The sequence below is a fragment of the Actinoplanes sp. NBRC 101535 genome (assembly GCF_030269225.1).
In the GTDB taxonomy this organism is placed as follows: domain Bacteria; phylum Actinomycetota; class Actinomycetes; order Mycobacteriales; family Micromonosporaceae; genus Actinoplanes; species Actinoplanes rectilineatus.
In genome coordinates, this window is the sequence record NZ_BSSY01000008.1 from 387,917 (window position 1) to 411,377 (window position 23,461).

Consider the following 23,461-nt stretch of genomic DNA (forward strand, 5'->3'; position numbering starts at 1 on the left):
ATGACGACCCCGGCGAACCCGAAGACCGTGACCGGCGACCCGGCGCCGGAGCCGGTCCTCAAGCGGCTGGCGAACATGCAGCAGGTGTGGATCCTGGGGGTGCTGCTCGTCATCATCGTCGCGTTCTCGGCCGCGGCGGGTGACAAGTTCCTGTCGGCCGGCAACTTCTCGCTGATCGCCCAGAACATCGCGGTGTGGGCGGTGCTCGGCGTCGGCATGACCTTCGTGATCATCACGTCCGGCATCGACCTGTCGGTCGGTTCGGTGCTCGTCTTCTCCTCCGTGATCGCTGCCAAGACCATGCAGGCGGTCGGCGGCGACGGCTGGTCGACGGCGTTCGCCGGTGTCCTGGCCGCGCTGGCTTCCGGCGTACTGTGGGGGCTTCTGAATGGTTTTCTGATCGCCAAGGCGAAGATCCCGGCGCTGATCGTGACGCTCGGATCGTTGTCCGTGGCCCTCGGTCTGGCGCAGGTCGTCACCGGTGGCATCGACATCCGATCGGTGCCCGAGGTGCTCACCGACTTCAACATCTACGTCAAGGTCCTGGGCATTCCGGCGCTGCCGTTCGTCGCCCTGATCGTGGTGGTCCTCGGCGGGATCCTCCTGCACAAGACCAGGTTCGGGCGTTACACCTATGCGGTCGGCTCCAACGAGCTCGGCGCCCGGCGGGTCGGCATCAACGTCGACCGGCACCTGATCCTGGTGTACGCGCTGTCCGGCGCGATGGCCGGACTCGGTGCGGTGCTGGCCCTCGCACAGTTCGGCACCACCACGATCGCCGGGCAGTCGCTCACCAACCTGAACGTCATCGCGGCCGTCGTCATCGGCGGCACCTCGATCTTCGGCGGTGAGGGTTCCATCTTCGGGACCGTCATCGGCCTGTTCATCCCCGCGGTCCTCCAGGCCGGCTTCGTGATCATCGGTGTCGAGTCCTTCTGGCAGGGCGTCGCCGTCGGGTCCGTGCTGGTCGCCGCGGTCTACGTGGACCAGTCCCGCCGCGCCGCGATGCTCCGCGGCTCGGCCCGCAAGCCGCTCCTCTCCTTCCTCACGCGCAGATAAAGGACCCCCCTCATGAAGAAGTTCGCCGCGGTCACCGCCGCCGGTCTCGCCCTCGTCACCGGTCTCTCCGCCTGCACCAGCTCGAAGCCGGCCGAGAACGTCGCCAGTAACACCGCAGCCGACCCGAACGCCCCCGCCGCCACGGCAGCGGTCGTCCCGGACAAGGCGAAGAAGAACTACACCGTCCAGTTCATCCAGGGCGTGGCCGGCGACGAGTTCTACATCAGCATGCAGTGCGGTGCGCAGGCCGAAGCCGCGAAGCTGGGCGTCACCCTGACCACGCAGGGCCCGCAGAAGTTCGACCCGACCCTGCAGAAGCCGATCCTCGACTCGATCGTCGCCGCCGAGCCGGACGCGATCCTGATCGCCCCCACCGACGTCACCGCGATGCAGGCCCCGTTGAAGGCCGCGGCCGCCGCCGGCATCAAGGTCGTCCTGGTCGACACCAGCACCGAGGACCCGTCCTACGCCGCCGCCGCGATCGCCTCCGACAACGAGGGCGGCGGCGCGGCCGCCTTCGACGCGATCAAGCAGCTGAACCCGAACGGCGGCAAGGTCATGGTGATGTCCACCGACCCGGGCATCTCCACCGCCGACGCCCGCGTCAAGGGTTTCAAGGACGCCGCCGAGGCCGACGCGAAGTTCACCTACCTGCCCGTCCAGTACTCGCACAACGACGCTGCCACCGCCGCCAACCTGATCAGCGCCGCCCTGCAGAAGGACCCCGACATCGTGGGCGTCTTCGCCGCGAACCTCTTCACCGCCGAGGGCACCGCGACCGGCGTCCGCCAGGCCGGCAAGACCGGAAGCGTCAAGATCGTCGGCTTCGACGCGGGCCCCAACCAGATCAAGGCCCTCGAGGAGGGCACGGTCAACGCCCTGGTCGCGCAGCAGCCCGGCACGATCGGCGCCTACGGCGTGGACTCGGCGGTCGCGGCCCTGGACGGCAGCACGGTCAACCCCAAGGTCCAGACCGGCTTCAGCACCATCACGAAGGACAACCTGGCCACCGAAGGCGCGAAGGCGGCCTACCAGAGCACCTGCTGATCGGGCATTTCAACGGGGGGAGGCCGGGCGACGAACAGTCGTCCGGCTTCGCCGTGCCCGAAAAAGATCAAGATCATAAGACCGATGTCGTAGCGAGGTGGTGGGTACAGACCGTCGCTCCCGCCGAGGGCCCGCCGGCCCGAGCTGGCCGCTCCGCGTCCAAACCACTCGGCCCACCGGGCGACCTGCGTGAGTGGTTGCGCCCAACCGGTTCAGGGATGTTCCAGGGTCCAGGCGTGCCAGTGGTCGATCCAGTGGTTCCGTGTGTCGGGGCTGTCCGACGGCTCGCAGCGGGTCCACGCCTCCTGGGCGGCCCGGCTCGGCACCGACTCGGTCAGTCCGGAGCCGTACAGCAGAGTCTCTGTGATCGCCCGCTCCCGCAACGCCGCGTCGGTGCGGAACCAGGTCGCCTCCCGTTGCAGCGCGGTGAGCTGGCCCAGCATGCTCTGCACCGCCCGCCGCGCAGACTCGGGGGACTGGTCCGCCAGTCCGGCCTGACGATCGACCGTCGCTTGCCAGAGCCGTCGCCAGTCCGCAGGCAGCTCCGGCACCGGCCCGCCCTCGGCCAGCCATTCCGCCTGCCGCAGCGAGGTCCGCAGGGCAGCGTCGACCAGTGCCCGGTACGGTTCCCCGGAAGCCTGTCCGCCGTCTTCTCCGGAAGGCTGTCCGCTCGGCTCTCCGGCAGGTGGTTCAGTGGTGGACGTAGGTGTTCGTTTTCTCGAGTACGGTGCCGGCAGTTCCCCGGCCAGGGATCGAAGAGTGATCCCTTCCGCCCAGCAGAAGGCCACCGCGCTGATCTCCAGCTCGCCGTCGGTGACCCGGGTAGCCCACCAGTCGGCGCCGGCGCGCACCCGGCGCCCGGACAGTTCACGACCGTCGACGACCAGCGTCGCAGGCTCCTCGGACCAGGCGAAGTCCGCGAACCGTACCCCGGAAAGCCTCATATGATGTTCGATCATCTCGCGCAGCGAGCCGGACGAAACTCGGGTGCCCGCCCATCGCGCACTCTCCACCACAAGCCAGCCGTCCGGCCCGTCATGCCGCACCCGAACGCAGGTAGGCACCCCGTCGAAGCGTTCCGTACCGGCGAGCCGCGCGCTGTCGACAGCCTGCGCCAGAACGAGAACCGGAAGCTCCCGCCGCGCCAGCTCGTCCCGAAGCCCAGCCTGCCTGTCCCCACCCGCGGCCGGTCCGAACGCCATCCCGTCACCTCCCGTTCGAGCCCTGCCAAGCCGGTCGAACATTTCCAGCCCCGAAAGCCCCGAAGAACCCGCCGAATCCGCAGCAGGCGGCGACAGGTCGACGTCGATGGAAACCGTAACCCGGCAGCCGTCGCCGCGGGGGACGGGCCGCGCATAGCTCAACCGCCGTCCGACCGCACACCGCCTGAGCCGAATCCGCCTTCGGGCGGGCATAACGTCGATACCGGCCCTGACCGACCCCGTGGACCGGCCGATACCGCGGACCGGGCGAGAGCCCGGTCCGCGGGGGTGATCAGGTGATCTTCTCGGACGTGGTCGGGCCTGCCGACCAGCAGACCCAGCCGTTGTCGGTCACCGTGTAGCTGCTGTACCAGACCACGGTGGCGAAGGCGTACCCCTTGGTCAGGCCGAGGATGCGCGCGTACGCCGTCCAGGTCAGCAAGCCGGATGTGCCCTGGCCCTCGCTGTAGCTCTGGGTGGAGGAGCCGCCCGGGTCGCTGATGTTCACGTTCCAGTGCACGTCCCACGGATCGCCGGCGTCAGGCCGCAGAGCCATGCCGGTGAGCAGGGTCGCCTTGGAGCCGCCGCGGGCCTCCAGGGAGACCCAGGACATCCCGCAGTCGCCATCCGCCGCGCCGTAGTCCGACGTCGACATGTCGCCCTCGGCGGGTTCGGCGGGGATGACGCCGCTCGTCGGGACGTAGGTGCCGGATTCCGCGGCCGCGGCGAGGGACGCCGGCACCGAGGCGGTAGCGCCGTCCGGAAGGATGACGATCCGGTAGCCGTGAGCCTCTGCGACCCGTGCGTCGAAAGCGGTCAGGCGCATCCCGCGGTTTTCCTGTCCGGTTTCGTCCGGTGCTGCCGTGGCCGGTGCCGCCGACAGTAGTGTGCCGGCCGCCAGGGCCGCCGCTGCGGCACCCGCAGCCAGTCTTCTTGCCGTGCCTGTTCTCATGGAACCCCCGTTCCTTGAGCGCATCCGTTCCACAATGGACATCGCCGCACATCAATCTAGGTGGTGATCGATCGATGCTCAAGAATCAATGCGTGCCGGTCGTCGCCGAGTCGCTCGGCCCGGGTCCGGGCTTCCTGATCAGCGGAGGGCTCCTTGCGGTGACGGCCGCAACGTCATTCCTGACCATTCGCCGGGCAGCTGCACCCTCAGGCACGCTGACACGCCGCCCGAGACGCAGGGACAGCCGTCGCCGTGCCGGCGGATATCACAGCTCAGAAGTGATGCCGAGTCGTCGGTAGGGGTTTCGGCGGCGGTGCGGTTGAGTCCGCCCTGGGCGCGACCGGCGGTGCGCCGACCGCCGCCGTCGGGGGTGTTGCCGATTTCGTGATGTCGACGCGGTCAGGCCCAGCCGATCCGTGCCGAGTCGATTGCGGCGGCGTAGATGCAGGATCTGGCGTGGGCCGCCGTCGTCGTACGCGATCCGGATCTCCGGAGTCGACGCCGCTCCGGGCAAGCCGCTCCGGGCACCATGCTCGCCATCGGCGAGGGCCTGCAGGCACTGCCCGGCCGGTCAAGCGGGCGGGCTGAGCAGGCGGTCGAGGCCGTGGGTGAAACGGGCGTCGAACGAGTCCTCGGCGAGTGAGGGGATCAGGCGCCGTAGCGCGGGGCGGTCGCCGGGGTCGAACGCGGGCGTGGTGCGGGCCGGGAGTGCCTGCTCCTCCTGGACCAGGCCGAGGACGAAGTAGATGATCGCCCACAGGGTCCATGCGGCCTCGCGTGCGGGCAGGCCGGCGTCGAGCAGTGCGGTCGCCAGCGCCTCGGCCACGTCGAGTGTGGCGGGCTCGGCCGCGTAGGTGCCGGCGACCACGGTCGCGCCGTCCCGGTGGGCGAGCAGTGCGCGGCGGTAGCGGGCGGCGATCTCGGCGGCGCGGTCCCGGCCCGGCTGCGGGAGATCGTCGAGGCGTACGCCCGCCACGATCGCGTCGGCCATCAGCTCCTCGAGGCGGGCCTTGGACTTGGCGTGCCAGACGACGGTGTTCATCCGGACGCCGAGCCGGGCCGCGATCGCGCGCATCGAGACGCCGGACGCGCCCTCGTCGTGGAGCACCTCGAGTGCGGTGCGTACGACATCCTCTTGACTCTTGGTCACTGACCTAGTCTAGTCTCTTGGTCACTGACCAAGGAGGAGACATGGACGTCGTCATCGTGGGTGCCGGGCCGACCGGGCTGTGGCTGGCCGGAGAGCTGCGGCTGGGCGGGGCCACGGTCACCGTGCTGGAAGGCCGGGACGCGCCGGACCGACACTCGAAAGCGCTGACCGTGCACCCGCGCACGCTGGAGATCCTGGACTCGCGCGGGCTCGCGGACCGGTTCCTCGCCGAAGGGCTGCGCGTGCCGAACGGGCATTTCGCCTCGCTCCCGGACCGGCTGGACTTCTCGCTGCTGGAGACGCGTTTCCCCTTCACGCTGATCCTGGTGCAGGCACGCACGGAGGAACTGCTGGAGGAGCGGGCCCGGGAGCTGGGGGCGGATGTCCGGCGCGGGGTACGGGTGGCCGGGCTGGCGCCGGGCGGAGTGCTCCTCGAGGACGGTTCGACAGTCGAGGGACGATATGTCGTGGGCTGTGACGGCACCCGCAGCACGATCCGCGAGGCGGCCGGCATCGACTTCCCCGGCACGGACGCGACGACCTGGGGCTGGCTCGCGGACGTCGTGCTGGACGCGCCTCCGGCCGGCGGATTGCTCACGCTGACCGGCGAACACGGCGGGCTGATGGTGGTGCCGATGCCGGGCGGGCGGCACCGGCTCGTCGGCGCGGACGCGACGGCGACCGGTGGTGGCGCGCCGACGCTGGACGAGGTCCGCGCGACCGTCGTCCGGATCGCCGGATCCGACTTCGGCATGCGCGACCCGGACTGGCTGTCCCGCTTCGGCAACGCCGCCCGGCAGGCCGCGACGTATCGGCGCGGAAACGTGTTCGTGGCCGGCGACGCGGCGCACATGCACTTCCCGGCCGGTGGCGTCGGCATGAACGTGGGCATCGCCGACGCGCACAACCTCGGCTGGAAGCTCGCTGCCGTGGCGGGTGGGCGGGCGCCGGACGCGCTGCTGGACAGCTATCACGAGGAGCGGTGGCCGGTCGGCGCGGAACTGCTGGAACACACGCGGGCACAGACCGCGCTGATGACCGCCTACTCTCCCGACGGCCAGGCGCTGCGCCGTGTGCTGAGCGAGATGATCACGACCGCGCCGGACTTCTCCCGGCGGCTCGCGGAGCGGCTGTCCGGGCTCGCGGCCTCCTACGCCACCGGACCGCGCGTGCCCGACCAGGAACTACCGGAGGGCGGCACGCTCTTTGCCCGGCTCCGCGACGGCGGGTTCGTGCCCACCCCGGCCGGTCTGGTCCGGCCGGACGGGCATCTGGCCGCCGCCTGATCGACGAACCTTGCGGACTCCTCCGCGCGGCCGACCACACGCCCAGCGCGCCTCAATTCACCACGCCCTGCTGCGTGTGGTGATTTCGGGCGTCCAGCGCGCCTCAATTCACCACGCCCTGCTGCGTGTGGTGATTTCGGGCGTCCAGCGCGCCTCAATTCACCACGCCCTACTGCGTGTGGTGACAGCGCACCTGTCACCACGGTCCACTGCTCACCACGCGGACGGGATTCGCATGCTGACAGATATATCGACCGGGTGCTATCCGTGGCCGGGCGGGGTGACCTTGCAGGAGTCGCGTTCGATCAAGGTCACGTCGAGGATGGTGGTGCGGCGCAGGCGGCGTTTCGGGTGTTCGGCGCGTTCGAAGACGCGTTCGACGGCGAGACGGCCCAGCTGACCGGGGTCCTGGTCGATGACGGTCAAAGCCGGGGTGAGCAGGTCGGCCATCGGGAAGTCGCCGAAACCCACGATGGCCACGGTTGCGGGCGCTTTCGCGTACGCCAGAAGCATGGAACTGCGCGCGTTGGCCGAGAAGATCGCGGTGGGCGGGTCGGGCAGGCCTCGAATGCGGTGCAGTGCGGCGGCGGCGGTGTCCCGGTCGCTCACGTAGGCCGCGACCAGGGCGTCGTCCAGGTCGATGCCGGCTTCGGTGAGGGCGCGGCGGTAACCGGCCAGGCGGTTGACCTCGGTGGAGAGGTGGACCTGGTCGCCGACGTACGCGATCCGGCGGTGCCCGTGATCGATCAGGTGACGGGTGCCGAGGTAGCCGCCGGCCTCGTCGTTGTCGGTGAAGGTGTCCGCGGACAGGCCGATCGGGGCCCGGTCGACGAAGACCATCGGGGTGCTGTCCTTCCACCGTTTCAGCCACGAGTGGTCGGTGCCGGTGGGCGCCACCACCAGGCCGGCGAGGCGGCGGCTCAGCAGGGACTCGAGGATGCCGCGTTCCCGTGCCGGGTCGTCGCTCAGGTTGGTGAGCAGGGTGGCCACGCCGTGGTCGCGGGCGGCGTCGTCGACCGCGCCGGCGATGGCGGCGAAGTACGGGTCGACGACGTCGGGGACGGCGACACCGATGGCCGACGAGTTGCCGGAGCGGAACGTGGTGGCGAGGATGTTCGGCACGTAGTTGAGCTCGCGCATCACCTGTTCCACGTGGGAACGGGTCTCCGGGAGCACGTGAGGGTCGCCGTTGAAGACCCGGGAGACCGTTTTGGCGCTCACCCCGGCACGGGCAGCGACGTCCCGCATCGTTGCCATGTCACCTCCGCATGTCCGTACCCGGGCCGCCGCAGCATATCGGAGATGCCGCGGCGGCCCGGTCCGCTGTCAGGGTCGGTTGGCGCCGTCCACCACGTCGGCCAGTTCCCGCAGGCGGGGCAGGGCGCGGTTGGTGAGGTAGTCCCTGCGCAGGTCCGGGGAGATGGACAGGCTGTCCTTCCAGAGTGAGCGTCCGGCCATCGCCCCGCCGGCGCCGCCGGCCATCGCGGTGGCGACCTGGCCCAGGAAGGTCTCGTGGTCGACGCCGGCGGACAGCACCGCCCACGGGACGCCGTTCGCGGCGGCGGTGACCGCGGCGCAGCCCTCGGCCGAGCCGGGGTACTGCAGTTTCAGGACCTTCGCGCCGCACTCGACGGCCAGTTTCGCGCCGTCCGCGACCAGGCCGGCGAACTTCGCCGCGTAGTCCTCGTCGGTCTCGCCCTCCAGCTGGTACGTGAGGAGCTCGACGATGAGCAGCACACCCTCGTCGGTGCACTCCTTGATCAGGCTGCGCATCTCGTCGGCGACCCGGGAGGTGACGTCCTGCCGGTCCGGGCGGGTGTACCAGAGCATCTTGGCGACGTCGCCGCCCAGCTCGCGGACGGTCTTCGCGGTCACCCCGGGGACGAGACCGGTGTAGCGCAGGCCGTCGACCGTCTCGAAGCCGGACGCGTCCAGGCCGACGACCAGGGACGTGCCGCGGGCGAGGACCCCGTCGTCGACGACGCCCGGCAGCGCCACCTCCGGGTCGAGCAGGATGGCGGGGGCGTTGTTCGCCAGGTAGCGCAGCAGGTCGGCCTTCGCCTCGGCCAGTTCGGCCTTGCTGATCGCCGCGGCGCCGCCGGGGGCGTCCTTCATCGCGGCCTTCATGCCGTTGCGCTGGTCGGCGGCGACGATCAGCATCTTGCCGCCGGGGGTGGAGATGGCGGACATGCCACGGCGTTCGATGGTGGTCAGCGGGTTCACGGGGCGGTTCCAATCTTCGGTGGGATGGTGCTGAGCAATCGGACGGCCGCGCGGGTGGCCCCGTACGCGGTCTCCTGTTCGCGGGACGACACCGTCATCGCGGGCAGGGCGTGGGCGCGGGCGCGGCGGACCGCGGCCATGCCGGCCCAGCCGCCGGTGAGCGTCGAGGTGACCGCGGGCGGCAACTCCCGGTCCATGGCCCGGATGAGCCGGCCGATCTCGTCGTTGCTGTGCCGCAGCACAGCCCCGAAGACCTCGGCCGGGGTGACACCGTCGGTGTGGTAGGTGAGTTTCAGGACGCCGTCGTCGTTGCGGGCTCCGGAGACGTCGATGGCGTCGGCGGGCAGGGCGCCCTCGTACGGCAGCCGCATGACGGCCAGGTCGAGCCCGTCACGGCCGGTCCGGTCGCTGATCCCGGCGGCCTGCAGGGCCCGGCGCAGCAGGAGCCCGGTCTTGACCCCGGCGACGAGCACGTGTTTGCCGGGGACGACGTGGCGTACCTCGTTGATCAGGTGTTCGGCGAGGCGGCGGCGGGCCTCGTAGCCCAGCGGCTCGTCGATCACCCGGAGCAGCACCTCGGCGGTGCCGAGCGAGACGTGGTAGTGGTCGGCGGGCAGCCCGCCGGTGGCCTCGGCGGCGACCAGGTGGTCGTGCCCGGCGACGGTGAGCAGGGCGCCGGCCAGGTTCGCCGGGACCATGTCACCGGTGACACCGAACGGCGCGCCGGCGTCGAGCAAGGGGGGCAGGAAGGACTCCCGGACGCCGAGCTCGGTCAGCATCGCCGTCCACGGCTCGCCGGTGTCCTGGTCGATCAGCCCGGTCCGGGAGGTCAGTGAGTACTCCACGGCGGTCCGCCCGCCGAGCGCGGCGGCGACGAACTCGGGCAGGTTGAGCCAGCGCAACCCGTCGAGCCGCAGTCCCTGGTCCCGCAGGTACGCCAGTTTCGCCACGCTGACCTGCGCGCCCAGCGGCAGACCCGTGCGCCCGGCGAACTCGTCCCGGACGGTCGCCGGGAACGCGGCGGCCTGCGCGGCGCCGCGTGGGTCGAACCAGGCGAACGCCGGTGCGACGGCGCTGCCGTCGGCGTCGATCAGCATGCCGGTCTCGCCCATCCCGGAGAGCGCGACCGCCTCGATCGGGGCGCCGGTGGACCGGGCGACCCGGTCACAGGCAGTGGCGACCAGAGTCCGGATCGCCGCGAGCAGGGCGGCGGCGTCCATCTCGGTGGTGCCGCCGGGGCCCGATCGCCACGGCGTCGGGACCTGGGCTGCGCCGACCTCGATCCCGGACTCATCCGTGACCAGCATCTTCATGGCGGTGCTGCCGAGGTCGACGCCCGCGATCAAGCGACCGGTGGTGTCCGCGCGTTCTGTCACAGGAGTTCTCCCCAGCGGCTGGAATCCGAGCATGTCACCGGTGTCGCGATCGACCATGACACCGGTAACATGGCAGCCATGATGTGGCGCTCAGCAACGGATTGTCAACAGGTCCGACCCCTCGTGGTGGCGGTCGCCGGGGTCGCCGGAAGCGGCAAGACCACGCTCGGCCGGGCCCTCGCGAAAACCCTCGGGGCACCCCTGCTCGACCTCGACACGATGACGAATCCGCTGCTCGACAGCCTCCCGGCGGAGGCGCTCGGCGGGCACTGGCTGGCGTCGCCGCACCGTGCCACGATCCGCGACGGCCGGTACGCGGCCCTGCTCACGGTGGCCGTGGACGTCGTCGCCACCGCGGGCACGGCCGTCCTGGTGGCCCCGTTCACCGCCGAACTCCAGAAGGACGACGCGTGGAACCGGCTGAGAACGGTCGCCGACGTGCGAGTCGTGCACCTGACCGGCGCGCCCGACCTGTTCGCCGAACGCCGGGCCGACCGCGGCGCCGACCGCGACCGGCACCGCGCTCCGGACGGCCCGTCCACCCCACCGTCGATCCCGGTGATCAGCGTGGACGCCGAGCTCACCACCGAACAGCAGCTGCTACGCGTCCTCGTCGCCCTCGATCGCCGCAGCCCGGTCGAGGCGCCGAACCCGCTGTTCGCGGCCGGTTTCGACGCGGTCCTGTTCGACATCGACGGCACCCTCGCCGACTCGACCGCCTCGGTGCTCCGGTCATGGCGGCGCTTCGCCACCGAACACGGCATCCCGGCGAAGGCCGTCGCCGACAACCACGGACGGCCGGCCCGGCACCTGATCGACCTGCTGCTGCCCGCCGACAAGGCGGAGGCGGGCCTGGCCCGGATCACCGCGATCGAGATCGAGGACGCGGTGACGGTCCGGCCCACGCCCGGCGCCCTGGACCTGTTCGGCAGCCTGCCGGACAGCCGCCGCGCGGTGGTGACCTCGTGCTCGGCGCCGCTGGCCCGGGCCCGGATGGCGGCCGCCGGACTGGTGACGCCGCCGGTGACGGTCACCGCCGACGACGTCCGCACCGGCAAACCGGACCCGGAGCCCTACCTGCTGGCCGCGGAACGCCTCGGCGTGGATCCGGCCCGCTGCCTGGCCGTCGAGGACGCGGCCGCCGGGATCCGCTCCGCGCTGGCGGCCGGGTGCACGGTGCTCGCGGTCACCGGCACATCGGCAGCGGCGGAGCTCAAGGAGGCCGACCTGGTCGTCGACGGTCTGGACCGGGTGCGGTTCGCCTCGCGGGACGGCCGGATCCACCTGATCGTAGGGCCCGGGAACGGGGTTGAGCGAAGTTATTGACGTCGATACTCTCGCCGTGGCCGTCGATCGGCGGTCGTTGATACGGGGGAGTGTTCATGCATCGTGCCCGAAGGACGGCGGTTCTCGGCTCCGCCGCCCTGCTGGCCTCCACGTTCCTGGTCGCGTCGCCGGCGTACGCGGCCGACCTGGACTGGGAGGCCGCGGTCCGGAAGATCCCGGCCGCCACCTACACCCGCGACGCGCCCACCTATGTCCGGGAGGCCGCCGACCGCGTCGAGCCGTACCTCGACGACGAGGACGTCGCGGAGAAGCTCACCCCGATCCGCGAGGACCTGGGCACCCGCTACTTCGACGGGGCCCGCCTGCGGAGCGCCGCCGATGCGCAGAAGACCTTCGCGCACCTCCTGGAGATCCAGGACGAGCTCGAGGACGACGCAGACGAGCGGCAGCCCTACCTCGACGCGCTGGTCGGGTCGCTGACCGGCGTCCGGTTGCTCGCCGACGCCTCGATTCAGGACGCCGAGGCGATCGTCGGCCCCTGGAAGATCATCAGCCCGGCGCCGCCCACGCCCACGGGGCTCGACAAGGCCCTCGAGGACATCACGAAGGCGACGAGGGCCCTCGCGAACGCCGACGAGCAGCTGCGCGAGGCCGACCCCGAGGACGCCGTCGAGTACGCCGGAGACACCTGGAGGAACGGCTTCGCGGTGCTCGGCCGGTTCGGCATCACCTACGAGGGCGACCACGACGCCGACGGTGTGGTGGACCTGACCGAGCTGCGGTTCGGATCCAGCCCGCTGATCGCCGACTCCGACGGCGATGGCCTCACCGACTTGACCGAGATCGAACAGCTCGCCACCTTCACCCGGCCCAACGACGCGGACTCCGACGACGACGGGACCGCGGACGGCGCCGAGGATGCCGACGGCGACGGCCTGACCAACCTGCGCGAGCAGGAGCTGGGCACCAGGCTGACCGACCCGGACACCGACGGCGACGGCCTTGCCGACGGCGCCGAGGTGGCACAGGGTCGTGACCCGCTGGTCGCGGACAACCCGCCGCCGCCGGTCAGCGAGCCCACCGGGCCGGTGCCGACCACGCCGACCGACGTCGACACCGACGGCGACGGCATCCCGGACACCACCGAGACCGACGACACCGACACCGACCCGGCCAACCCGGACAGCGACGGCGACGGCCTGTCCGACGGTGCGGAGATCAGCGAACACCTGACGAACCCGCTGCAGGGGGACACCGACGGGGACGGGATCGCCGACGCGTACGAGATCGCGCACGCCGAGGACCAGGGTCTGGACCCGCTGGTGCCGGACGAGCGGGTCGGCAAGTGGACCTACGTCACCGACTTCGTGGTCGGCCTGATCGCCGGCGACTTCAAGCCCATCGACTCGATGGCGTGGCTGGCCGGATACCTGTGCTCCGGCGGACTCAGCCTGATCCCGGTGGTCGGCTGGATCCTCGGCGGCCTCGCAGACCTGCGCGACGCCGTCGCCGGAGTGATCCACCAGGACTGGGTCGGCACCGGGCTGTCGGTGATGGGGTTGGTTCCGTACGCCGGAGACGCGGTGGCCATCCCCGGCAAGGCCGCCAAGTTCGTCCTGAAGTACGTGCACCGGCTCGACAAGGTGATCACGTTCGTCGCCAAGTACGACAAGATCTCGGACAGCGTCAAGACGCTGACCATCCGCGCGATCATGCTGGGCAACTACGGCAAGCTGACCGGCGCCGGCATGTCCGACACGGTGATCCTGCGACTGGCCCGCAAGTCCAGCAACAGCCTGGCCCGGCTGGCCGACGCGCTCACTGACGCGGTGCCCGGCGCGGCCTCGGTGCCGTGGCTGCGGGGCTGGCCCGCCGGTGAGGACTACCTGGCCGACGTGCTGCTGGCCGGCATCCCCGGCAAACGCAACCGGGACGCGCGGATCCCGATGCCGGGCAAGCCGAAGCCGAACTCGGCCCGCGAACCCGACTTCCTGGAGGACGGGCCACCGCTGAAACTGCACGAGGTGAAGACCGGCGAGCCCGGCCACAAGGAGTCCTATCTCAAGCAGTGCGATCAGGACCGGCACCTGCTCGACACCGGCCAGGTCGGTGACGTGCTGTGGCACTTCCTGCCGCACGCCAACGGATCCCAGGGCATCCCGCAGGACCTGCTCGACTGCCTGCGCCGCAACCGGATTCCGTTCACTCTTCACCCGTCGAACGACACCTACTGGCCCTGACACGTCCGCAGGCCGGGTCCGGTGGCGACACCGGGCCCGGCCCGGGGGAGAGTGATACCCATGAACTGGTTGCGGAAGTCCCGGCCGGCGTTCGCCGTCGACGGTGTCGAGCTGGACCGCGGCAGCAACGGCTGGTACAGCTTCGCAGGGGAGAGCCTGGCCGCCCGCCCGGCGGTGACCGCGGCGGCCGGGCGGCTGCCGGACCACCCCGAACTGGCCGACCTGCCGGACTACCTGTCGGTGGCGACGCGGGACGGGCGGGAGTGGTCGTTCGGCTTCGACGACGGGATGCTCGTCGTCTTCGACCTGTCCCGGCCCGGCTCCGACACCCTCGAACAGGTGCTCGCGGCCCAGCCCTGGATCACCGCGGTCGAGCGGGCCGACCGTGAGGTCTTCCTCCTCACCGTGCCCGAGGTGCTGACCGCCGACGTGGTTCTGGCCCGCTGCGTGGACGCCTGCGGCGAGGCCTTCCGGCGGCTCCACCCCTGAACCGGGCCTCAGGCGCGCAGCACCGCTCTGCCGGTCGGACGGCGAGAAGCCGGGGACCGGGTGCAGGTCACGGACGGCCGGCCCTGATCGTGGCCTCGATCATCGGCCAGGGCAGGCCCGGCGGGATCCCGAGCATCGTGACGTCGACCGTGGCATCCCAGCGCTCCAGCTGGTCCCGGACGGTCTTCTCCTCGCCGTACGCGGTGAACTCGTCCAGCAGCCGCTCGGACACCTCACCTCCGGCCCGGACCCGCTCCACGTCCTCGGCCAGGCCCTGCCCGGCGACCAGCCGCGGATACACCTCACCCATCGTGGTGAGATAGGCGGCCGTGCACGCCGTCGCGACCGTCCGCGCCGCGGCGGCGTCCGGGTCGACCACCGTGAACGGCCCGGCCGCCACGGTGATCGGCCGTTGCGGCAGCCCGTCGGTGAGACTCCGGATCCGGTGCCGGGCGATCCGGCCGGCCAGGTCCCCGATCCGGTCCCGCCGCAGGTAGAGCGGGTACCACCCGTCGGCCAGCTCGGCCGCCGTCCGCAGGGTTCGCGGACCGGTCGCGGCCAGCCAGATCGGCACTTCCGGAGCGGGCGGCTGCCCCAACCGGAGGCTGCCGGGGATCCGCTCGCCGCGCAGCAGGGCGCGGACCCGGGCCGTCACCTCGTGCAGGCGGACGGCCGGACGCTCGTAGCGGACGTCGTGGAAACCTTCGACCAGCCGCCGCGTGCTCGCGCCGAGCCCGAGGACGAACCGCCCGCCGGAGAGCCGGTGCAGCGTGGCAGCGGTCATCGCGATCGTGGCGGGGGTGCGTCCCCACACCGACAGGACACCGGCGATCAGGGTGATCCGCCGGGTGGCGCCGGCGAGTGTGGCGAGCAGGGCCGCGGAGTCCAGCCCCCAGCCCTCGGCGACCGAGAACGATTCGTAGCCGAGGTCGTCGGCCAGCGCCGCGGCCCGGACGAGCACGTCGGGCCGGGTCTCCATCGGGGTGAACGCGACGCCGCGCCGCGTGGTGGTGAGGTCCATGCTGTCGACGCTAAATTCGCGGGCCGGGAGCCCGCATCGGTCAACACACCTACGCGGGGCGACGGGCCCAGACCGCGATCTGGGTACGCGCCCGCACCCCGAGCTTGGTGCGGACATGCTCCACATGGGCGTCGACGGTCCGCGCCGAGATGCCCAGCCGCCGGGCGATCTCCGGGTTGGTGTGACCGTCCGCGATCAGGTCCGCCACCTGGAACTCCCGGGCGGTGAGGGGCCCGGGCAGCGAACCGGCCGACCCCAGAAAGGGCAGGAGGGCAGCCAGCGCGGCCCCCGGCTCCTCGGCGTAGATCGGCTGCATCCGTCCGGGGAAGGCAGCCAGTTGCGCGCCCGGGATCAGCGACGCGAGTTCCCGCCCCCGCTCGAACGGGACCGCCCGGCTGTCGCGCCGGTGCGCCACCAGGGTGGGCACCCGGATCGCCGGCAGCAGCGCGGTGACGTCGCATCCGTAGAACATCTCCAGCAGTGCGGCCGCCGTCGCCGCGTCCGCCGCGGCCCGCTGCATCCGGGCGAACATCGCGGTCAGCGGGGGCGGTGCGGCCGGCAGCCAGATGTCGGTGAGCACCCGCGACCCGAGTCCCCAGTGCGCCCGGATCAGGTCCAGCACCGAGGCGCGGACCGCCGGCGGGGCGAGGTCACCGCCGCGGGCGCAACTGCCGTAGACGATCAGCGCCGACACCGCGTCCGGATGCGCCGCCGCGTAGGCCGCCGCGACCTGTCCGCCCTCGCACGATCCGAACAGCGCGAACCGGTCCAGACCCAGGTGCGCGGTCAGCGCCCGAACCGTGGCGAGCTCGACGTCGAGACTGAAGTCGGTCCGCGAACGATCAGACAGGCCACAGCCGATCTTGTCGTACCGGATCACCGTGCGGGACCGGGCGAGCCCGTCGAAGAACCGTTCGTGCTGCGGGTTCTCCGCCATCAGCGCGAGATGCGACACCCAGCCGGCCAGGCACAGCAACGGCGGCCCGCTGCCGGTCACCGTGTAGGCGACCCGGCCCGCGGGCGTGGCGGCGAACCGAACCACCGGCCCCATCCGCCCAGCATGTCACGCCACGTCACCGCCGAGAACGTCGTCGAGGTGCCTTTCCAGAAGCGCGAGGGCCGCCTCCGGCGTGCGGATCCCGGCCATCACGCTGTCGCCCAACCCGGTGGCCAGGGCGAGCGCGATGGCCGCGGCCGCGTCCGGGTCGTTGCAGGAGCCGATCAAATTCCCGGCGAGGGTACGCTCCAAAGCTCCCGTCCGCCGTCCATAGGGGAGCCGGGCCAGCCTGTCGTCGGTGAGCGCCAGTGCGTGATAGGCGGCGAACACCGTGTACGCCGCCCGCTGCTCCGCGTCGACCGGGATGAACTGTCCCAGCCACGCCCGGACGACCGCCCGCGGACCGTCTCCGGCGACCGACCGCAGCGCCCGCTCGCCCACCCGCACTGACAGGCGCTCGAGTCCCGCGTACAACAGGCGCTCCTTGTCCTGGAAGTAATGCTGCACCGTGCTGACCGTGACGCCGGCTTCGGCCGCGACCGTCCGCATGCTCGCGGCGTGCAGCCCCCGGGACGCCGCGATCCGCAGCAGCGCGTCGAGGATGTGCGCCCGTCGTTCGTCGTGGTCGGCGAGCCGGGGCATGTCAGTCGTCCGCCAGGATGCGAGCGGTGACCAGGCCGGGTTGTTCCAGCGGCAGGCCGTGTCCCGCGCCCGGCACGATCGCCGCACGGACGTCCGGGATCAGGGCGTGCACCCGGGCCAGTGTGCGTTGCGGGTCGAGCAGCACGCTGCGGCCCGCCAGCAGCACCCGCACCGGCACCCGGATCGACCGTAATTCATCATCGGTGAGCCGTCGCGCGGCGGGCCGCCGGGTCCGGAACGACGTCGCCGCCGCCTTGATCAGCGCGAGCTGGTCGGGCGGTTCGAGCAGCGCCCGCTGGGCCAGGGCCCGGCTCAGCCACGGATGCCAGCGCCGGGGCAGGATCATGGCGAACGCCCCGGCCAGCATGGACAGGTAGAACCGGGCCGGCACCGTCGCCAGCCCACCCGGATCGATGACGGTCACCCGGCGCAGGCGGTCCGGCCCGTGCACGGCCTGGTTCAGCGCCAGATATCCGCCGTAGGAGAAGCCCACCAGGTGCACCGCGTCCAGTCCGAGCAGCCCGAGGGTCTCGTCGAGCCAGGACGCCGTCTGGTCCGGACCGGTCAGGGCCTGCCGGGCGACGCTGCGGTTCGGTTCGTCGAGGGTGTCCAGGGCGAAGACCTGATGGTGTACGCCGAGAGCAGCCACGTGCGGGTACCAGTTGGTGGCGTTCCCGGCGGCGCCGTGCAGCAGCACGATCGGCGTGCCGTCCGCCGGCCCGTACCGGTGGACGTGCACGCTCCCGAACCGCGTCTCCAGGTCCCACGACGTCCTCGGCTCCGGCCAGGCGAGCAGTGCCCGGTCGTAGGCCGCCAGGAACGCCCGCCGCGCCGTGTCACTGACGAACCGTCCGTAGGGTTCCATGCCCTTGATGGTACGACCGTACTACCAAAAGTTCCAGGCGCGCAGCATCGTTCCGCCGGTTGCTCCTGCGCGCGGCCGTGCTGACCTTTCGGGAGCACGGCTTTGCGGGCACCTGCACTGCGGGCCGCCGAACGCCCGGTGGATCCGCACGCCGGTGCCGTCCGCGTACTGGTGATCAATCGCCACCCGTGCGGAGCGGCGGCGTCCTGCGGTCCCCGCGACCGTGGATCGGCCTATTCGCAGACGGTGCCGTCGCCGTCGCGGTCGGTGTACCAGCGGTATTCCGGGTCGGTGCCGCGGACGTACGGTCCGTAGCCCTTGCGCTTGGCCTCCGCGCAGGTACGGAACCGCGGGTCGGTGCCGGCCGTCGGCGCGAGGGTGGGGACGGCGGTGGACCGCACGCTGTAGGCGAACTTCGTGCCGTCGCAGTATCTCTGCAGCGTGCTGCCCATCAGGGCGCCTGCCGAACGGTTCTCGGCGCTGGGCACGTGACGCACGTCGGCGGCGACGACGGCGCGGCCGATCGCGGGTGGGTATTCGTCCCGGTCGTACCCCCGTTTCGTGGGGATCGTGGTGAGCGCCTTCCGGCGGCGTTCGTCGGCGCCGGGACGGTTCAGGACGAGGACGGCCGGATAGCCCTTGGCGATGGCGTCCCGTGCGTGCCGCAGGATGTCGCGGTGGTCCTCGGCGTCGAGTGGCACACCGATGGTGGCCGTCGTCCGGGTGCATGCCGCGGCCTCGGCGGCGACCGTCGTCACCGCGATGCCGCCGGTGGCGAGCATCGCGGTGACGACCATGCTGAACAGGCGTTTCATGAGTTCGATTCTCCCGATTCGATGTTCTGCCGAGAGAAACGATCATGAGGGTGCCGGCGATGTGGCGGTCAGTGTCTGCGGTTGCGGGCGGCGTACTCGCGTTCCCGCAGGAAGTTCCGGACGCTGCCCCACGGTTGTGTGGTCACCCAGTCTTCGCCGATCACCTCGTACAGTGACCAGGACGCCGAGAAATACAGGGCATTGCTGAGCGTGTACGCGAAATCGTTCCACGGCACCGGCGTCATCAGCGTGTTCACGTAGTCGTCGTGGAAGACCGACGCGTGCGCGGCCTGGTGGAGTTCCTCGCCCACCTCGTCACGCTCCAGCCACCTCTCGCGGCCGTTCGTCCAGTGGTGCTCGATGTGTGCCTTGGCGACCAGGACCGGCAGGTGGGTGCCGGGGTGGGCGGCGGCCCGTTTCCGGGCGAACGCGAACATCAGCTCGGTGCTGCCCTGCCACTTCGGCATCAGGGCGTTGAGCATCGCGGTGTGGCCGTACAGGTGGGTCGGCGCGACGTCGAGCAGCTGGTCGAACCAGCGCTGCGACTCGTCGAGCCCCTTCTGCCGGGCACGGGACAGCATGATCATGTATTGCAGGGCGTCGGCGTCACCGGGGTCGCGCCGCAGGACCTCGGTCAGGTCCTTCGCGGCGTGATCGAGGCGTTCGAACCACGTCGGCCATGCGCTCGCGGCGACCTCGGCGCTGACGGCCGAACCGCGGGCCTCCCACGCCCAGTAGATGTAGCGCGCCCCGCGGATCAGCAGCGGCAGCGTCGACTCGTCGGTGTGGCACGGCGCGTCGATCCACTCCTCCAGGCCCGGTGTCTCCCCGGCGATCCGGCAGTAGAACATCCGGTGCTCGGGGTCCTTCGTGGACAGGATCAGCCGGGCCGCCGGCCAGTCCTTGCGCCGCAACGCGGTCCGCAGTGACTCGGCGTCGTCGTCGTGCAGGAATTCGTCGACCGACACGTTTTCGGGGTGGAAGGCCGTACGCCTCCGGAAGGGCCACACGGCGAGGAGGATAGCGTTCTTGATCAACGAGTGTGGATCGGGAAGGCGCGGGCCGGGCCTGGATGATTCGGCCGTTGCTCACCGGGCGCCCGGGGCCGGGGTCATGCCGGTCAGGAGGGTGAGCGTCGAGGAGAGATGGACCCGCATGGCGGCCTCGGCCGCCGCGCCGTCGCGGGCCAGCACCGCGGTGACCAGCGGCTCGTGCTCGGCGTGGATCTCGGCGAGGGTGCGGCCGCCGGCCGTGGTGGGCGGGCCGAGCAGGGCGGTCGTGGTGCGCAGGCGGTCGACGATGGTGGCGGTGCGGGGTTTGCCGGCGGTGTGCAGCAGCAGGTCGTGCAGGGCGCGGTCGGCCGGCCAGAACGCCTGCTCGTCGCCGTCTGCGGCGGCCGACGCCATCGTTGCCAGAGCCGACCGGATCGCTGCGTGCTGGGCGTCGGTGCCGTGCACGGCGGCGTGCCGGGCGGCCGGTGGCTCCAGGGCCAGCCGGATGCCGATGATCTCCTCGATGTCGTCGGCGCGGGGCGGCAGGACCCGGAAGCCGCGGTTGCGGCGGATTTCGATCAGCCCGGCCTCGGCCAGGCGGAGCAGACCCTCGCGGGCCGGGCTGCGCGAGACCCCGAGCAGGTCGGCGAGCTGGTAGACCGAATACGTGGTGTCCGGGCGCAACTCCCCGGCGGCGACGCCGTCGCGGACGGCCTGGGCGACGGCGTCGGCGAGGGAGGGGGCGTCCGGCGGCAGGACCAGCTCAGGCATGAGTAACATGTTACTCATGAGCGAGCAGGTGAACGGCGTGGTGGGTGCCCTGGCGAAGGCCGGCCTCGAGGTGCGGAGTGATCCGGCGACCCTGGGGATGTATGCGTCGGATGCCTCGCTCTACCGCATCCCACCGCTGGCCGTGGTCCGCCCGCGGCACGTCGACGAGGTGGCGGCGGCGCTGGCCGTGGCCCGCGAGACCGGGGTGCCGATCACGTCGCGCGGCGCCGGGACGTCGGTGGCCGGCAACGCGGTCGGGCGCGGGATCGTGCTCGACTTCTCCCGCCACCTCAACCGGGTGCTGTCGATCGACCCGGAGTCGCGCACGGCCGTGGTCGAGCCGGGGACCGTGCACGCGGTCCTGCAGAAGGCGGCGATGCCGCACGGCGTGCGGTTCGGGCCGGACCCGTCGACGCATCCGCGCTGCACGATCGGCGGCATGATCGGCAACAACGCCTGTGGTTCGCGATCGCTGGCCTATGGCCGCACGTCGGACAACGTGGCCGGTCTGCGGCTCATGACGGCGGATGGATCAACGATTGTCACGGGATACCGGGACGATCAGGCCTTCGCCGAAGGACCCGACGAGATGATTCAAAATGTCCAGAAGGTGATGGGCGCGAACCTTGCGGTCGCGCGGACCGAATTCGATCGGTTCGGACGGCAGGTCTCCGGATACGCGGTCCACCACCTCCTGCCCGAACGCTTCGACCTCACCCAGGCGTTCGTCGGCTCCGAGGGCACCCTGGCGGTCATCACCGAGGCCACCGTCAAGCTCGTCGTCGACGTCCCGGTCCGGGTCGTCGTCGTCCTCGGCTTCCGCGACATCGTCGCCGCCGGCGAGGCCTCCCCGGCCGTCGTCGCCCACGGCCCCACCTCCTGCGAGGGCCTCGACTCCCGCCTGCTCGACGTGCTGCGCGCCCGCCGCGGACCGGATGCCGTCCCGCCGCTGCCCCGCGGCGGCGCCTGGCTCTTCGTCGAACTGGCCGGCGACGACCTGGGCGAGGTGGCCGCCCGCGCCCGCAAGCTCGCCGCCGACGGCATCGCCGACGACGCCCTGGTCGTCGAGGACCCGGCCACACAGGCCCGGCTGTGGCGCATCCGCGAGGACGGCGCCGGCCTGGCCGGCCGGGCGCCCTCGGACAAGCCCGCCTGGCCCGGCTGGGAGGACGCCGCGGTCCCGCCCGAGAAGCTCGGCGCCTACCTGGCCCGCTTCGACGAGCTGGTGACGCAGTACGGCATGACCTCCGCACCGTTCGGGCACTTCGGCGACGGCTGCATGCACGTGCGCCTGGACTTCCCGCTCGACCAGCCTGGCGGCACCACGGTGATGCGCGAGTTCCTGATCGACGCGGCGAAACTGGCCGGCGAGTTCGGCGGTTCGCTCTCCGGCGAGCACGGCGACGGCCGGGCCCGCTCCGAACTGCTCCCGCACATGTACTCGGCGGACGCCATCGCCCTGTTCGCCGCCATCAAACACGCCTTCGACCCGGGCAACCTGCTCAACCCGGGCGTGCTGGTCGACCCGGACCCGGTGGACGCCGACATCCGCCCGGCCGGCCGGTTCCCGCTGCCGATGCTCGCGATGGCCTACCCGCACGACGACGGCGACCTCGGCCAGGCCGTGCACCGGTGCACCGGCGTCGGCAAGTGCCGCGCCGACAACTCCGCCGCCGGTGGCGTGATGTGCCCGTCGTTCCTGGCCACCCGCGAGGAGAAGGACTCCACCCGCGGACGGGCCCGGGTGCTGCAGGAGGTGGTGCGCGGCGAACTGGCGTTCAGCGACCCGTCCGTGCACGACGCGATGGACCTCTGCCTGGCCTGCAAGGGGTGCGCGTCGGACTGCCCGACCGGGATCGACATGGCCACCTACAAGTCCGAGGTGCTGCACCAGACGTACCAGGGCAAGATCCGCCCCCGGTCGCACTACTCGCTCGGTAGGCTGCCGCTCTGGGCGCGGCTCGCCGGCTGGATGCCCGGCCTGGCGAACATGGCGACCCGGATGCCCGGGCTGCGCGGCCTCGCCCTGAAGATCGCGGGCGTCGACAAGCGGCGGTCGGTGCCGGCCTTCGCCGCCAAACCCTTCCACCGGTCCTTCACCCGGGGCGCGGCCGAGGGCCGCACCCCCGTGGTGCTCTTCGCCGACTCGTTCTCCGACGCCTTCTCACCCGAGGTGGCCGAAGCGACGGTACGCGTGCTGCGCGCAGCCGGCTACGAACCACAGCTGCCCAGCGGCTCGGTGTGCTGCGGCCTGACCTGGATCACCACGGGACAGTTGGACTCGGCCAAGCGGATCCTCACGCGTACCGTGGACGCTCTGGCCCCTGATGCCCGCAAGGGCGTGCCGATCGTCGGCATCGAGCCGTCCTGCACGGCGGTCCTGCGCTCCGACATCCACGAGCTGCTGCCCGGCAACGAGGACGCCGCCCTGGTCGCCGAGTCCGTGCACACCCTCGCCGAACTCCTCGCCAAGACGCCCGGCTGGACCCCGCCGGACCTGACCGGCGTCGAGGTGGTCGCCCAGCCGCACTGCCACCACCACGCGGTCCTCGGCTGGAAGGCCGACGCGGACCTGCTGGCCTCGACCGGCGCCACGGTGAAACGGCTGGCCGGCTGCTGCGGCCTGGCCGGCAACTTCGGCGTGGAGATCGGCCACTACGAGGTGTCGGTGGCGGTGGCCGAGCAGAACCTGCTGCCGGCGCTGGACGCGGCGCCCGGCGCGACGGTCCTGGCCGACGGCTTCTCGTGCCGCACCCAGGTCGCCGACCTGCGTGACCGTCCGGCCGTGCATCTGGCCCAGCTCCTGGACCGCGCCGACGCCTAGTCACGTTTCGTGGTCAGAGCCCTCCGCGTGTTGACTTCGGGCGCGCTGGACGCCCGAAGTCAACACGCCTGTGGGGGTGTGGTGATTACGGGCGGGCTGGACGCCCGAAGTCAACACGCCTGTGGGGGTGTGGTGATTACGGGCGGGCTGGACGCCCGAAGTCAACACGCCTGTGGGGGTGTGGTGATTACGGGCGGGCTGGACGCCCGAAGTCAACACGCCT

General features: G+C 71.6%; 20 protein-coding genes. 7 read left to right on the forward strand and 13 right to left on the reverse strand.

All coding sequences use genetic code 11. The annotated features are described in order from the left end of the window. Together QSK32_RS24045 and QSK32_RS24050 are read left to right on the forward strand one after the other, a co-directional pair. Entirely contained in the window at positions 1-1,059 is a 1,059-nt protein-coding gene (locus QSK32_RS24045) for an ABC transporter permease (protein ID WP_045741690.1), read from the forward strand. A gap of 12 nt (positions 1,060-1,071) precedes the next feature. Next, positions 1,072-2,106, forward strand: a complete 1,035-nt coding sequence (locus QSK32_RS24050; protein ID WP_285473241.1) for an ABC transporter substrate-binding protein — start codon at positions 1,072-1,074, stop codon at positions 2,104-2,106. A 212-nt stretch (positions 2,107-2,318) separates the two neighbouring features. Here QSK32_RS24050 and QSK32_RS24055 read toward each other — a convergent pair whose 3' ends face one another. The 3 genes from QSK32_RS24055 to QSK32_RS24065 form a co-directional block, all read right to left on the reverse strand. After that, positions 2,319-3,065, reverse strand: coding sequence for a hypothetical protein (locus QSK32_RS24055; RefSeq protein ID WP_285473242.1), 747 nt, complete (start codon positions 3,063-3,065; stop codon positions 2,319-2,321). Positions 3,066-3,600: 535 nt separating this feature from the next. Then, positions 3,601-4,134 carry a hypothetical protein gene (locus QSK32_RS24060; protein ID WP_285473243.1) on the reverse strand — a complete coding sequence of 178 codons (534 nt, stop codon included), beginning with the start codon at positions 4,132-4,134 and terminating at the stop codon, positions 3,601-3,603. A gap of 697 nt (positions 4,135-4,831) precedes the next feature. Continuing rightward, the gene (locus tag QSK32_RS24065; RefSeq protein ID WP_285473244.1) at positions 4,832-5,410 is read right to left on the reverse strand and encodes a TetR/AcrR family transcriptional regulator C-terminal domain-containing protein; all 579 of its coding nucleotides are present in this window, start codon (positions 5,408-5,410) and stop codon (positions 4,832-4,834) included. A 41-nt stretch (positions 5,411-5,451) separates the two neighbouring features. Between QSK32_RS24065 and QSK32_RS24070 the strand changes: the two genes are divergently transcribed. Next, positions 5,452-6,696, forward strand: coding sequence for an FAD-dependent monooxygenase (locus QSK32_RS24070; protein ID WP_285473245.1), 1,245 nt, complete (start codon positions 5,452-5,454; stop codon positions 6,694-6,696). A 261-nt stretch (positions 6,697-6,957) separates the two neighbouring features. Here QSK32_RS24070 and QSK32_RS24075 read toward each other — a convergent pair whose 3' ends face one another. From QSK32_RS24075 to QSK32_RS24085, 3 genes are all read right to left on the reverse strand, one after another. Beyond that, positions 6,958-7,953, reverse strand: a complete 996-nt coding sequence (locus QSK32_RS24075) for a LacI family DNA-binding transcriptional regulator (protein WP_285473246.1) — start codon at positions 7,951-7,953, stop codon at positions 6,958-6,960. Positions 7,954-8,022: 69 nt separating this feature from the next. Continuing rightward, positions 8,023-8,919 (reverse strand): tagatose-bisphosphate aldolase, encoded by an 897-nt coding sequence (locus tag QSK32_RS24080; protein ID WP_285473247.1) that lies wholly within the window; start codon positions 8,917-8,919, stop codon positions 8,023-8,025. Continuing rightward, positions 8,916-10,295 carry an FGGY family carbohydrate kinase gene (locus QSK32_RS24085; RefSeq protein WP_245673893.1) on the reverse strand — a complete coding sequence of 460 codons (1,380 nt, stop codon included), beginning with the start codon at positions 10,293-10,295 and terminating at the stop codon, positions 8,916-8,918. The genes QSK32_RS24080 and QSK32_RS24085 overlap by 4 nt, the downstream gene beginning before the upstream one ends. Before the next feature lie 123 nt (positions 10,296-10,418). Here QSK32_RS24085 and QSK32_RS24090 point away from each other — a divergent pair, with 123 nt between their 5' ends. Genes QSK32_RS24090 through QSK32_RS24100 form a run of 3 tightly spaced genes read left to right on the forward strand, consistent with a single transcriptional unit; the run spans position 10,419 to position 14,311 of the window. Beyond that, positions 10,419-11,621 carry an HAD-IA family hydrolase gene (locus QSK32_RS24090; protein WP_285473248.1) on the forward strand — a complete coding sequence of 401 codons (1,203 nt, stop codon included), beginning with the start codon at positions 10,419-10,421 and terminating at the stop codon, positions 11,619-11,621. 56 nt (positions 11,622-11,677) lie between these two features. Continuing rightward, on the forward strand, positions 11,678-13,822 hold the full coding sequence (locus QSK32_RS24095; protein WP_157410928.1) for a hypothetical protein: 2,145 nt from the start codon (positions 11,678-11,680) through the stop codon (positions 13,820-13,822). Positions 13,823-13,882: 60 nt separating this feature from the next. After that, positions 13,883-14,311: a hypothetical protein gene (locus QSK32_RS24100; protein ID WP_045741635.1), complete on the forward strand. Its 429-nt coding sequence runs from the start codon at positions 13,883-13,885 to the stop codon at positions 14,309-14,311. Between the two features lie 67 nt (positions 14,312-14,378). Here QSK32_RS24100 and QSK32_RS24105 read toward each other — a convergent pair whose 3' ends face one another. The 7 genes from QSK32_RS24105 to QSK32_RS24135 all read right to left on the reverse strand — a co-directional run bounded on the left by QSK32_RS24105 (position 14,379) and on the right by QSK32_RS24135 (position 20,414). Further along, positions 14,379-15,332 (reverse strand): LLM class flavin-dependent oxidoreductase, encoded by a 954-nt coding sequence (locus QSK32_RS24105; RefSeq protein ID WP_285473249.1) that lies wholly within the window; start codon positions 15,330-15,332, stop codon positions 14,379-14,381. A gap of 49 nt (positions 15,333-15,381) precedes the next feature. Continuing rightward, positions 15,382-16,383 (reverse strand): alpha/beta fold hydrolase, encoded by a 1,002-nt coding sequence (locus QSK32_RS24110; RefSeq protein WP_285473250.1) that lies wholly within the window; start codon positions 16,381-16,383, stop codon positions 15,382-15,384. 12 nt (positions 16,384-16,395) lie between these two features. Further along, positions 16,396-16,971 (reverse strand): TetR/AcrR family transcriptional regulator, encoded by a 576-nt coding sequence (locus tag QSK32_RS24115; protein ID WP_285473251.1) that lies wholly within the window; start codon positions 16,969-16,971, stop codon positions 16,396-16,398. Between the two features lies 1 nt (position 16,972). Further along, entirely contained in the window at positions 16,973-17,836 is an 864-nt protein-coding gene (locus QSK32_RS24120) for an alpha/beta fold hydrolase (RefSeq protein ID WP_285473252.1), read from the reverse strand. 233 nt (positions 17,837-18,069) lie between these two features. Next, on the reverse strand, positions 18,070-18,651 hold the full coding sequence (locus QSK32_RS24125; protein ID WP_052720300.1) for an excalibur calcium-binding domain-containing protein: 582 nt from the start codon (positions 18,649-18,651) through the stop codon (positions 18,070-18,072). A gap of 68 nt (positions 18,652-18,719) precedes the next feature. After that, positions 18,720-19,619: a hypothetical protein gene (locus tag QSK32_RS24130; protein ID WP_052720301.1), complete on the reverse strand. Its 900-nt coding sequence runs from the start codon at positions 19,617-19,619 to the stop codon at positions 18,720-18,722. Between the two features lie 120 nt (positions 19,620-19,739). Next, the gene (locus QSK32_RS24135; RefSeq protein ID WP_052720302.1) at positions 19,740-20,414 is read right to left on the reverse strand and encodes a GntR family transcriptional regulator; all 675 of its coding nucleotides are present in this window, start codon (positions 20,412-20,414) and stop codon (positions 19,740-19,742) included. Here QSK32_RS24135 and QSK32_RS24140 point away from each other — a divergent pair. Next, positions 20,413-23,238, forward strand: coding sequence for an FAD-binding and (Fe-S)-binding domain-containing protein (locus QSK32_RS24140; protein ID WP_502872550.1), 2,826 nt, complete (start codon positions 20,413-20,415; stop codon positions 23,236-23,238). The two genes, QSK32_RS24135 and QSK32_RS24140, sit on opposite strands and share 2 nt — an antisense overlap. The last annotated feature ends 223 nt before the right edge of the window (positions 23,239-23,461 follow it).

What these genes read in the sequence shown, in the direction of transcription:
- QSK32_RS24045 (WP_045741690.1), top strand. Translation starts at nt 1, where the DNA reads ATGACGACCCCGGCGAACCCGAAGACCGTGACCGGCGACCCGGCGCCG.
- QSK32_RS24050 (WP_285473241.1), top strand. Translation starts at nt 1,072, where the DNA reads ATGAAGAAGTTCGCCGCGGTCACCGCCGCCGGTCTCGCCCTCGTCACC.
- QSK32_RS24055 (WP_285473242.1), bottom strand. Translation starts at nt 3,065, where the DNA reads ATGATCGAACATCATATGAGGCTTTCCGGGGTACGGTTCGCGGACTTC.
- QSK32_RS24060 (WP_285473243.1), bottom strand. Translation starts at nt 4,134, where the DNA reads ATGCGCCTGACCGCTTTCGACGCACGGGTCGCAGAGGCTCACGGCTAC.
- QSK32_RS24070 (WP_285473245.1), top strand. Translation starts at nt 5,452, where the DNA reads ATGGACGTCGTCATCGTGGGTGCCGGGCCGACCGGGCTGTGGCTGGCC.
- QSK32_RS24075 (WP_285473246.1), bottom strand. Translation starts at nt 7,953, where the DNA reads ATGGCAACGATGCGGGACGTCGCTGCCCGTGCCGGGGTGAGCGCCAAA.
- QSK32_RS24095 (WP_157410928.1), top strand. Translation starts at nt 11,678, where the DNA reads ATGCATCGTGCCCGAAGGACGGCGGTTCTCGGCTCCGCCGCCCTGCTG.
- QSK32_RS24100 (WP_045741635.1), top strand. Translation starts at nt 13,883, where the DNA reads ATGAACTGGTTGCGGAAGTCCCGGCCGGCGTTCGCCGTCGACGGTGTC.
- QSK32_RS24105 (WP_285473249.1), bottom strand. Translation starts at nt 15,332, where the DNA reads ATGGACCTCACCACCACGCGGCGCGGCGTCGCGTTCACCCCGATGGAG.
- QSK32_RS24110 (WP_285473250.1), bottom strand. Translation starts at nt 16,383, where the DNA reads ATGGGGCCGGTGGTTCGGTTCGCCGCCACGCCCGCGGGCCGGGTCGCC.
- QSK32_RS24115 (WP_285473251.1), bottom strand. Translation starts at nt 16,971, where the DNA reads ATGCCCCGGCTCGCCGACCACGACGAACGACGGGCGCACATCCTCGAC.
- QSK32_RS24120 (WP_285473252.1), bottom strand. Translation starts at nt 17,836, where the DNA reads ATGGAACCCTACGGACGGTTCGTCAGTGACACGGCGCGGCGGGCGTTC.
- QSK32_RS24125 (WP_052720300.1), bottom strand. Translation starts at nt 18,651, where the DNA reads ATGAAACGCCTGTTCAGCATGGTCGTCACCGCGATGCTCGCCACCGGC.
- QSK32_RS24140 (WP_502872550.1), top strand. Translation starts at nt 20,413, where the DNA reads ATGAGTAACATGTTACTCATGAGCGAGCAGGTGAACGGCGTGGTGGGT.
- QSK32_RS24135 (WP_052720302.1), bottom strand. Translation starts at nt 20,414, where the DNA reads ATGCCTGAGCTGGTCCTGCCGCCGGACGCCCCCTCCCTCGCCGACGCC.